General features: G+C 75.0%; 8 protein-coding genes and 2 pseudogenes. 4 read left to right on the top strand and 6 right to left on the bottom strand.

The window, feature by feature from the left end; all coding sequences use genetic code 11:
* From KME75_RS36210 to KME75_RS36195, 4 genes and pseudogenes are all read right to left on the bottom strand, one after another.
* Positions 1 to 1,935, bottom strand: a pseudogene (locus KME75_RS36210) (polynucleotide kinase-phosphatase); the annotation flags it as partial.
* A 3-nt stretch (positions 1,936 to 1,938) separates the two neighbouring features.
* Positions 1,939 to 3,466: pseudogene (locus tag KME75_RS36205) on the bottom strand (3' terminal RNA ribose 2'-O-methyltransferase Hen1).
* 51 nt (positions 3,467 to 3,517) lie between these two features.
* Positions 3,518 to 4,288: an N-formylglutamate amidohydrolase gene (locus KME75_RS36200; protein WP_219419453.1), complete on the bottom strand. Its 771-nt coding sequence runs from the start codon at positions 4,286 to 4,288 to the stop codon at positions 3,518 to 3,520.
* Positions 4,289 to 4,308: 20 nt separating this feature from the next.
* Positions 4,309 to 4,755, bottom strand: coding sequence for a PaaI family thioesterase (locus KME75_RS36195; RefSeq protein ID WP_219419452.1), 447 nt, complete (start codon positions 4,753 to 4,755; stop codon positions 4,309 to 4,311).
* Positions 4,756 to 4,841: 86 nt separating this feature from the next.
* Between KME75_RS36195 and KME75_RS36190 the strand changes: the two genes are divergently transcribed.
* Positions 4,842 to 5,639, top strand: a complete 798-nt coding sequence (locus KME75_RS36190; protein WP_219419451.1) for a helix-turn-helix domain-containing protein — start codon at positions 4,842 to 4,844, stop codon at positions 5,637 to 5,639.
* A gap of 23 nt (positions 5,640 to 5,662) precedes the next feature.
* On the opposite strand, the gene KME75_RS44280 is transcribed toward KME75_RS36190, so the two are convergent.
* Positions 5,663 to 5,815 carry a TrmH family RNA methyltransferase gene (locus tag KME75_RS44280; RefSeq protein ID WP_308283401.1) on the bottom strand — a complete coding sequence of 51 codons (153 nt, stop codon included), beginning with the start codon at positions 5,813 to 5,815 and terminating at the stop codon, positions 5,663 to 5,665.
* Between the two features lie 452 nt (positions 5,816 to 6,267).
* Here KME75_RS44280 and KME75_RS36180 point away from each other — a divergent pair, with 452 nt between their 5' ends.
* Positions 6,268 to 7,041 carry an enoyl-CoA hydratase-related protein gene (locus tag KME75_RS36180; RefSeq protein ID WP_219419450.1) on the top strand — a complete coding sequence of 258 codons (774 nt, stop codon included), beginning with the start codon at positions 6,268 to 6,270 and terminating at the stop codon, positions 7,039 to 7,041.
* 389 nt (positions 7,042 to 7,430) lie between these two features.
* On the opposite strand, the gene KME75_RS36175 is transcribed toward KME75_RS36180, so the two are convergent.
* Positions 7,431 to 8,027, bottom strand: coding sequence for a TIGR03086 family metal-binding protein (locus KME75_RS36175; RefSeq protein WP_219419449.1), 597 nt, complete (start codon positions 8,025 to 8,027; stop codon positions 7,431 to 7,433).
* Positions 8,028 to 8,104: 77 nt separating this feature from the next.
* Between KME75_RS36175 and KME75_RS36170 the strand changes: the two genes are divergently transcribed.
* Both KME75_RS36170 and KME75_RS36165 read left to right on the top strand, forming a co-directional pair.
* Entirely contained in the window at positions 8,105 to 8,944 is an 840-nt protein-coding gene (locus KME75_RS36170) for an NAD-dependent protein deacetylase (protein ID WP_219419448.1), read from the top strand.
* A gap of 31 nt (positions 8,945 to 8,975) precedes the next feature.
* On the top strand, positions 8,976 to 10,104 hold a 1,129-nt coding region (locus KME75_RS36165; RefSeq protein WP_219419447.1), incomplete at its 3' end, for an ABC transporter transmembrane domain-containing protein.

The raw sequence follows: 10,104 nt of genomic DNA, 5'->3' as shown, positions 1-10,104 counted from the left end.
CCCCCGCCGCCGTCAGCGCGGTGTCGGCCGCCGTGAGGCCCGCCTCGGCGGCCGCCCCGACCGCGGCGTACTGGTCGCGGATGAGAGGTCCGGCCTTCGCGCTCCACGGCAGGAGCTCGGCGTCGAGCAGCAGCCAGTCGGTGCCGAGCTCGTCCCACAGCCCGGCCGCGGTGACGGCGGAGCGGACCCGCGCGAGCAGCTGCTCGGTCAGGTCCGGCCCGAAGAACGGGCGCCCGGTGCGCGTCACGACCGCGCCGGGCCCGTCGATCCCGAAGCGGCACTCCCCGGAGTCGCGGCAGACCAGCACGACCGCGCGCGACCCCATGTGCTTCTCCTGGCAGATCACCTGCTGGACGCCGTCCGCGCGGTAGCCGGCGAACGCCTCCGCCGGGTGCTCCAGCAGCCCCTCGCGGCTCGACGTCGCGGTGGGCGCCATCGTCGGCGGCAGGTAGACCAGCCACCGCGGGTCGACGGCGAAGCGGCTCATCACCTCCAGCGCGGCGGCCGACTGCTCCGCGCGCACGGTCAGGGAGCCGTGGTGGGCGGTGCGGATCAACCGCTTGCCCGTCACGTCGGCGACGTCGAGCACGTCCGGGGCGCGCTGCGGGGTGGCGGGAGCGAGCGGCCGGACCGGCTCGTACCAGACCTGCTGCGCCGGCACCGCGACCAGCTCCCGCTCCGGGTAGCGCAAGGCCGTGAGCTTTCCGCCGAACACCGCGCCGGTGTCGAGACAGATCGTGTTGTTGACCCATTCGGCGTCCGGCGTCGGCGTGTGCCCGTAGACGACGGTGGCGCTGCCGCGGTAGTCCTTCGCCCACGCGTACCGCACGGGGAGGCCGTACTCGTCGGTCTCGCCGGTGGTGTCGCCGAAGAGCGCGAAGCTGCGCACGCCGCCGGAGGCCCGGCCGTGGAACCGCTCCGGCAGGCCCGCGTGCGCGACGACGAGCCGCCCGCCGTCCAGGACGTAGTGCGCGCCATCAGGCCGTCGCAGAACTCGTGGGCGCGCTTGCGGAACTCCTCGGACTCGCCCTCGAGCTGGGCCAGCGACTCGGCGAGCCCGTGCGTCACCTGGACCTTGTTCTTCCCGCCCCCCTGCCCTTCGGGCCCGCCCCCCTTGCGCCCGGACAGGGCGCGCACCAGCTTCTGCTCGTGGTTGCCGCACACGCACAGCCCGTCGCCGTCGGCGACCATGCCCATGACGAGCCGCAGCACGCCGGGCGTGTCCGGCCCGCGGTCGACGAGGTCGCCGACGAAGACGGCACGCCGCCCGTCGGGGTGGTGCGCCCCCACGGCGCGGCCCTCGTCGTCGCGGGCTAGCGCGTAGCCCAACCCGCCGAGCAGCTCCTCCAGCTCTCCGCGGCAGCCGTGCACGTCCCCGATCACGTCGAACGGGCCGGCTTCGCCGCGCCGGTCGTTCAGCAGCGGCTCGATCTCGATCGTCGCGGCGTCGACCTCCTCCGCCGAGCGCAGCACGTGCACCCGCCGGAACCCCTCCTTGGCCAGCGACTTCACCGACCGGCGCAGGTCGCCGCGCTGGCGCCGCACGACGTGGGGGCCGAAGTCGCGGTCGGAACGCGCGGCGTTGCGCTCGTGGCACACCGCCTCGGGCACATCGAGCACGATCGCGACGGGCAGCACGTGGTGCTCCCGGGCGAGCGCGACGAGCGGCGCGCGGTCCTCGCGCTTCACGCTCGTCGCGTCCACGACCGTGACGCGGCCGGCGTCGAGCCGCTTGCCCGCGACGAAGCGCAGCGCCTCGAAGGCGGGCGTGGTCAGGGACTGGTCGTTCTCGTCGTCGCCGACCATCGCGCGGAACGCGTCGCTCGACAGCACCTGCGTGGGCGCGAATTGCCGCCGGGCGAACGTCGACTTGCCCGAGCCGGAGGCACCGACCAGAACCACCAGCGCCATGTCCGGGATGCGCAGTACGGCCATCGGTCAGTCCCCCCGCTCGAAGACGGCCAGCTGCGTCGGCGACCCGACCTCGGGGTCGTCGGGCCCGACCGGCAGGAACCGCACGGCGTACCCGCGGCGCTGCGCCACCCCCGACGCCCACGCGCGGAACTGCTCCCGCGTCTACTCGAAGCGGTGGTCGGCGTGGCGCATCCGGCCCGGCTCCAGCGTCGCGAACCGCACGTTGTACTCGACGTTCGGCGTGGTCATCACGACGGTGCCGGGCCGGGCAACGCCGAACACGGCGTGCTCCAGCGCGGGCAACCTGCCCTCGTCGACGTGCTCGATCACCTCCATCAGCACGGCGGCGTCGTACCCGCCGAGGCTCGCGTCGGCGTAGGTGAGCGCGGACTGCCGCAGCGCGATCCGTTCGCGCTGCCGCTCCGGCAGCCGGTCCAGCCGGAGCCTGCGAGCGGCCGCGTCGAGCGCGCCCGCCGAGACGTCGACGCCGACGATCTCGGTGAACGCCGGGTCGGCGAGCAGGTCGCGCAGCAGTGCGCCGCCGCCGCAGCCGAGGTCGAGGACCCGACGGGCCCCGGCGGCGCGCAGCACGGCGAGCACGGTGCCCCGCCGCTGCACCGCGAGCGGCTCGGCCTTCTCCGGCTCCTCCGGCTCCTCCGGCTCCTCCGGCTCCTCCGGCTCCTCCGGCTCCTCCGGCTCCTCCGGCTCCTCCGGCTCCTCCGGCTCGGCGAGCGCGTTGTCGAGCGCGTCGACGTCGGTGTCGTCGACGTCGGCGAGGCGCTCGAGCGCGCTGCACACGTAGGCGCTGCGATGCGCGAGGTACCGGCGGCTGATCAGCTCCCGCTCCGGGTGTGCGGCGAGCCAACCCGCGCCCGCCCGCAGCAGCTTGTCGACCTCGTCGGCGGCCACCCAGTAGTGCTTGGCACCGTCGAGCACCGGCAGCAGGACGTAGAGGTGCGTGAGCGCGTCGGCGACGCGCAGGTGCCCCGTCAGGGTCGTGTCCAGGTAGCGCGAGTCACCCCACTCCGGGAATGCCGGGTCCAGCGGGACCGGCGTGGCCGACACCTGCCAGCCCAGCGGCGCGAACAGCCGCTCGACCAGCTCGGCACCGCCCCTGCCCCGGGGGATGGCAGCCGGCGGAGCTTGCGGAGCCGGCGGGGCGGGTGAGTACGGCAGCGTCGGGATCCGGACGGTCAGCGGGATCGGGGTGGCCGCGAGCTCCGGCCGCGCCGCGCACCGGCCCTTCAATCGCCGAGGAGAACACCGCGGCGAGCGCGACCGTGAGCAGGGACCCGGCGGCGTACGGGCGGTCGTTGACGTACTGCCCGAGCGTGAACGCGCTGTTCGCCGCACCCCGCCGGCCGCGGACCAGCGCCACCGGGTCGACCTCGAGCAGCAGCGCGGCGGTGCACTCCTCGGGGTCGGCCCGGGGGTAGAAGACGTGGGCGGTGCCCGCGGCCACGTCGAAGGCCTGCGCACGCTCGGGGTGCTTGTGCAGCAGGAACCCGAGGTCGGTGGCAGGCTCGGCCGTGGTCGTCACCGTGAGCAGCACGCCGGGCAGTGTGCCGCACCGATCGCCTCCCGCGGGCCGGATTTCGGGCTGCTACGCCGCGTCGACCAGGTCGGCGAGCGCCCGCGCCAGGCGCGCGACCGCCGGTGTGGGCGGCCCGTCCGGCTCGGCCATGTACGTGTCCCGCCGGATCTCGATCATGATTGCGGTCACCCGCCGGTCGACGCCGTGGTGCGCGAGGGGGACGTACGCGCCGGCGAACGGCGAGTCCAGCCCGACCTCCCCGATCGTCGCGAACGCCACCCGGGCGGCCTCGGACAGCTCGCGCGGGGTGTGGACCGCATCCGTGCCCAGGCAGACGGCGGGCCGCGGCCCGTCGGCGTGCAGCTCGTAGGGCAGCGGCGCCGACGGGTAGGAGTGCACGTTGATCAGCACGGCGCGGCCGGTGGCGGCGATGCGGTCGTCGACGGCGCGCGCCACCGCCTCCGCCCACGGCGCGAAGTACGCGGCGAGCAGCGCGTCCCGGTGCTCGGGGTCGTCGGCGCGGATCCGCTGCCGGCGCGTCCCGTGCGTGTAGACCGCGGCCATGCCGACGGCCGCCATCTCCTCGCGCTCGTCGGGGAACCGCTCGGGGTCGACGACGAACCGGGAGACCGGGTTGACCAGCGCCCACGGCCGGACGTGCGCGAGGTCGGCGGCCGCGGCGGCGATCGCGTCGGTGTGGTGGTCGGTGAGCGCGGCCACCTCGGCGGCCAGCGCGGCGTCGTCGAGGAGCAGGTGTGAGCGGGTCCACGCCGGGATCCCGGTGCCGGCGTGCGGGACGTGCAGGAGGACGGGGCTGCGGTCGGCGCCCGGAACGATCATGTCAGCAGGGTGCCACCCGCCTATCGCAGCACCGCCTGTGTCTGCGTCACGCGCGCGGCGAGCCGCCCGTCGGCGTCGTGCAGCTCGATGTCGATGACGATGACCGTGCGCCCCACGGTGAGCGGCCGGGCGTACGCCTCGACGTGCCCGGAGCGCACGCCGCGCAGGAAGTTCGTGGCCGAGGTGATCGTCGCGGTGCCGGTGGCCCCCTCGGGCAGGTTCAGGTACGCGCACAGCCCGCCCGCGGCGTCGGCGAGGCTCATCAGCGCGCCGCCGTGCAGCAGTCCGCCCGCGGTGCACCGGGTGGCGTCCCAGTCCAGACGCAGGCGCACCTCCTCGGCGTTCGAGGCGACGGCGGTGGCGCCGAGCAACGCGGTGAAGGGCATGGCGGTGTGCAGCTGTTCGGTGGCCGCGTCGTCCGCGGTGGCGGTCGGCTCGGCGGTCGGCTCTGCGGTCGACTCCGTCATGACGTCAGGGTGCCCGCTCTCCCGACGCCGGTCCATTACCCGTCAGGTCATCGAGCACCGGACGACACCTCGCTAGCGTGCTCCCCATGACCGCCGCCATCGTCTCGGGAACCGCCTTCGGCTCACTGCTGCGCGAGTGGCGGCAGCGCCGCAGGCTCACCCAGCTCGACCTCGGCATCCAGGCCGACGTCTCGGCGCGGCACCTGAGCTTCCTGGAGACCGGCCGGTCCCGGCCGAGCCGGGAGATGGTCCTCCACCTGGCCGAGGAGCTGGACGTGCCCCTGCGTGGACGCAACGAGCTGATGATGGCGGCCGGCTTCGCGCCGGCCTACACCGAGCACGGGCTCGACGACGCCGAGATGATCGAGGTGCACCGGTCGCTCCAGCGCATCCTCGACGGCCACGCGCCCTACCCCGCGGTGCTCGTCGACGGCATGTGGAACCTCGTGGCCGCCAACGGCGCCGCCGGCCTGCTCACCGAGCTCGTCGACCCGGAGCTGCTCACGTCGCCGATCAACGTCCTGCGCGCCAGCCTGCACCCGCGCGGGCTCGCCCGGTACGTCGTCGACCTGGAGGAGTACGCGGCGCACCTGGTGTCGCGCCTGCGCCGGCAGGCCGAGCGCGCCGCGACGACGGGGCTGCGCGCGCTGCTCGACGAGCTCGTGGGCTACTGCCGCGACGCGGGCCTCGACCCGACGGCCCACCCCCGCGACCGCATCGTCCTGCCGCTGCGCCTGCGCCACCCCGACCGCGAGCTCACGCTGTTCAGCACGGTCGCGGTACTCGGCGCCCCGCTCGACGTGACGCTGGAGGAGATCGCGATCGAGAGCTTCTTCCCCGCCGACGACGTGACGGCGGCGTACCTGCGCAAACGGTTCGCGTGACTCTCGCGTGAGTCTCGCGTGAGTCACAGCATTCCGGCGAGCTTGTAGGCCACCAGCGATCCGGCCACGGCCACGTTCAGGCTCGACCCCGTGCCGATCATCCGGATCTCCACCACCTGGTCGGTCCGCGCGAGGGCCTCGGGGGGCACGCCGTCGCGCTCGTGCCCGAGCAGCACGATCGTGCGCTGCCGGGCGGCGGAAGGTCGCCGAGCCGGATCGCCTCGTCCGCGAGCTCCACGCCGAGCGCAGGGGGTCGGCCACCCGGTGCACGCAGCTGCGCCGCCGCAGCGTGTCGCCGCGGTCCAGCGCGGCCCGCACCCACGGCGCCCGGGGCACGGCCAGACAGGCGCCGACGGCGTCGCACGTGCGCAGCAGGGTGCCCAGGTTGGTGTCGTGCAGTGGCCACAGGGGGGCGAGCAGGAGGTGGTCCCAGTAGCGGTGCTGCCGGGGGCGCCGCCGGCGGCGCAGGTCGGTCCGGGTGCGCGCCCGTGGGGCGCCCGCCTCGGTCGCGGGAGGACGGGGCACACCCCCGCGACGGATCGAGCAGTCATGAGCTGAGGCGCTTCGCGGTGCGCCCGGACCATCGACGGCGTTCGGTGCTGCCGAGCACAGGCGCTACGGTCCGGACATGACCGAGCTCGTGCACCTGGACGTCGACGCGGGCGTCGCGACGATCATCCTCGACTCCCCCGCCAACCGCAACGCGCTGTCCGCACAGCTGCGTCGCGAGCTGCTCGCGCACCTCGACACGGCGATCGCCGACGACGCCGCGCGCGTGATCGTGCTGACCCACACGGGTCCGGTGTTCTGCGCCGGGATGGACCTCAAGGAGTCGCGCGGAGCGGGCGCCGAGGACCAGGGGGTGACCGAGTTCCCGGCCATCCTGGAGAAGATCTGGACCTCTCCCACCCCCGTCGTCGCCCGGCTGGCCGGACCGGCGCGCGCCGGCGGGGTCGGCATAGTGGCGGCGTGCGACATCGCCGTGGCGGCGGCGGATGCCACCTTCGCGTTCAGCGAGGTGCGGATCGGGGTCGTCCCGGCGGTCATCTCCGTGACCGTGCTGCCGCGGCTGCTCCCGCGCGCCGCGCACGAGTTGTTCCTCACCGGCGAGACGTTCGACGCCCACCGGGCGACCGAGATCGGCCTGGTCAACAGTGCGGTGCCGGGCTTCGACCTCGACGCCGAGGTGCACCGCTTCGTCGAGATGCTCCGCCTCGGCGCGCCCGGCGCCCTCGCCGCGACGAAGGAGATGCTGCGCGGCGACCGGCCCGCGGCGCTGCGGGACCAGTTCGCCGAGATGCTGGAGCTGTCGGCGGCCTTCTTCGCGGGCGAGGAGGGCCAGGAGGGCATGCGGGCCTTCGCCGAGAAGCGCAAGCCGAGCTGGGCGGTCACCTCGAGTTGACCGAGGGGCCCGCCGCGCCCCACCCGCTGGTCTGCCCCGACCGGCCGTGCCCGTAGCCGCTGCCCACGGGACGGCGCTGCGTTCCGCGGAACGCGCACAAGCCCGCCGCCGGCTTCCGACACCGCTCATCTCCGCGATCGGCCCGCCGAGCATCACGGACTCATCGCGACCCGAACACCCGGCCGCGCGAGCCGGCCGCCGGAAACCCGGCCCCATGTTCCGCGGAACGCAGCCGCGGTGTCGGCCCCAACCTCGGCGACGGTCCCGCACCGCCGCCCCGCTTCGCGTTCCGCCGAGCGCGCACCGGCCCGCCGCCGGCGCACGCGGCCACGCGCGAGCCGCGGTCGACGGCGGCTCGGCCCCCACGGGAGGACCGCCGCGGCCGGTGCTCACCTGGAGGGTGTCCATCCCGGGTCACGGCCCGACTCGCCCAGCGCCCGCTCGAACGCGCCCGCCTCCGCGGGGACGGCGACCGCGGCGGCAAACCACCCGCCGTCGCGGCCGGCGGGCGCAATCGACACGACCCCCTCCAGCACCACCTCGCCCAGGCCGGGCGGGATGTCGACGGTCCGCCCGGTCGCGACGGCCAGGTCCCAGGCGTGCACGGCGAACTCCGCCGTCATGATCGATCCGACGGTCGCGGCCGGCATCGGCGAGCCGCCCATGTGCGCCTCCCCCTCCCATGCCGCCGGGTCCACCCAGGCGCGCGCCGTCGCCGCGGCCTCCGCGGCGCACGCGTCGGCCCACTCGGTCTCGGGGCGCCCGACGAGGAACGGGGTGCGGCTCTCCCCGGTCCAGGACGGGTCCCACGCCTCGCGGGTGGCCGAGCGGTGGGCCAGCAGCAGCCCGAACGCTATGTGGTTCACCACGTCGCGCACCGTGTAGTCGCGGCACGGCGTGGGGTCGTCGTAGCGGGAGAGACCGGCGCCGCGGATCGCGGTGACGGCGAGGTCGATGCTACGGCTCATGTGGTCTGCGGAGTCCATGCCGCCCACCCTGCCCGGCAGCTCACACCGGGTATTGGACGAACGCGACAGCCGTTCACCGCGGTTACCCTGGGGTAGTGGACCTGCTGGACACCGCCCTGGACCGGGCGCTCGACGTACTGTCCGACAGGCCGATCACCGCGCTGACCGGCGCGGGGCTGTCCACCGACTCCGGCATCCCCGACTACCGCGGCCCCGGCTCGCCCCGGCGCACGCCGATGACCTTCCAGGAGTTCGTCTCGGGGGAGGCAGCCCAGCGCCGGTACTGGGCGCGCAGCCACGTCGGCTGGGCCCGGATGGCGCACGCCGCCCCCAACCCCGGCCACCGGGCGATCGCGGCGCTGGAACGGGCGGGCGCCCTGCACGGTGTCATCACGCAGAACGTCGACGGCCTGCACACGCAGGCGGGCAGCCGGGCCGTGATCGACCTGCACGGCCGGATCGCGGACGTCGTCTGCCTCGGCTGCGGCGCGCACACCCCTCGTGTCGAGCTGCAGGAGCGACTCCGCGAGCTCAACCCCGGCTTCGTCGAGGTGGCGGGAGCCGCGGTCGAGGTCGCGCCCGACGGCGACGCCGAGCTGGAGGCCGTCGAGGGCTTCCGGCCGGCGTGGTGTCCCGCCTGCGGTGGAGTCCTCAAGCCCGACGTCGTCTTCTTCGGGGAGAACGTCCCGCGGGCGCGGGTGGAGCGTGCGTACGCCATGGTCGACGCGGCAGCCGCGCTGCTCGTCGCAGGCAGCTCGCTGACCGTGATGTCCGGGCTGCGGTTCGTGCGGCACGCCCACAAGCACGGCGTGCCGGTGGTGATCGTCAACCGCGGCGGTACCCGGGGCGACGAGCTGGCCACGGTGCTCGTCGACGGCGGCTGCTCGGAGGTCCTGTCCTCCATCGCCGCGGCGGCGGTGGGCGCCTGGCGCTGACGGCAATCAACCCGGGCAATAGGTTGATCCTGTGCCTCGGCGCCGCGCTCCCGACGATCCGGGCCGGCCGGACGTACGCAGCCCCGCCCGCTATCTGTGGTGGCTGGTGCTGTGCCAGCGCGGTCGGGTGGCGCTCGGGGCGCTGTGGGGCACCGCGTGGATGCTCGGGCTGGTGCTCCCGCCGTACCTGATCTCCCGAGCGGTGGACGACGGGCTGCGCGCAGGAGACCGGATCGCACTCGTGGCGTGGACGCTCGCGGTGCTGGCGGCGGGCGTGGTGAACGCTGTGCTGGGCATCCTGCGGCACCGCACGATGACCCGGATCCGGCTCGATGCGCGCGATCGGACCGTGCGGGTCCTCACGAGGCACGCCGTGGCGCTGGGGGCAGTGCTGCCGCGCCAGGTCGGTGCCGGGGAGATGGTGGCGATCGGCGCGTCCGACATCGGACGCATCGCGCAGGCGCTCACCGTCACCGGGCCGGGTGTCGGAGCCGTGTTCGCCTACGCCGTGGTGGCCGTCCTGCTGGTGCCGATGTCCGCGTTGCTCGCGGCCGTCGTGCTACTGGGGGTGCCGCTGCTGGCGGTGCTCGTCGGGCCGCTGCTGGGCCGGGTGCACCACGCCGAGGCCGGATACCGCGAGCGGCAGGGCGCGTTGACGGCGAGGGCCGGCGACATCGCGGCAGGCCTGCGCGTGCTGCGCGGGATCGGCGGTGCCGGCGCGTTCGGCCATCGCTATCGCGACGGCTCGCGGGCCCTGCAGGCGGAGGGATACCGCATCGCGACCGTGACGAGTTGGGTGGACGCACTCGCCGTGGGGCTCCCGGCGCTGTACCTGGCCGCGGTCGTGTGGCTGTCGGCGCGGCTCGCTGCGGCCGAGGAGATCACCGTGGGTGACCTCGTCGCCGTCTACGGCTACGTCGCCGTGCTCGTCGTGCCGGTGTCGTTCTTCATCGAGGGCGCCGACGACCTGCCACGCGGGCTCGTGGCCGCCGAGCGGGTCGTCCGCATCCTGCGCGTGCGGCCGCCCGCACGAGCCGCCGACGCCGTTCCCGGCCCGCCCGCGCCCGCCGACCTGTCCGACGCGGCGTCCGGGCTCGTGGTCCGCGCGGGCGAGCTGACGGCCGTGGCGAGCGGCGACCCGGCGGGGGGCGCCGCCCCCG

This window comes from Pseudonocardia nigra, assembly GCF_019396355.1.
In the GTDB taxonomy this organism is placed as follows: Bacteria; Actinomycetota; Actinomycetes; order Mycobacteriales; family Pseudonocardiaceae; genus Pseudonocardia; species Pseudonocardia nigra.
This window is presented reverse-complemented; position numbering and strand designations above follow the sequence as displayed.

Bases quoted from the DNA above. Each gene is read 5' to 3' on its own strand.
- KME75_RS36200 (WP_219419453.1), bottom strand. From the start codon at position 4,288: ATGATCGTTCCGGGCGCCGACCGCAGCCCCGTCCTCCTGCACGTCCCG.
- KME75_RS36195 (WP_219419452.1), bottom strand. From the start codon at position 4,755: ATGACGGAGTCGACCGCAGAGCCGACCGCCGAGCCGACCGCCACCGCG.
- KME75_RS36190 (WP_219419451.1), top strand. From the start codon at position 4,842: ATGACCGCCGCCATCGTCTCGGGAACCGCCTTCGGCTCACTGCTGCGC.
- KME75_RS36180 (WP_219419450.1), top strand. From the start codon at position 6,268: ATGACCGAGCTCGTGCACCTGGACGTCGACGCGGGCGTCGCGACGATC.
- KME75_RS36175 (WP_219419449.1), bottom strand. From the start codon at position 8,027: ATGGACTCCGCAGACCACATGAGCCGTAGCATCGACCTCGCCGTCACC.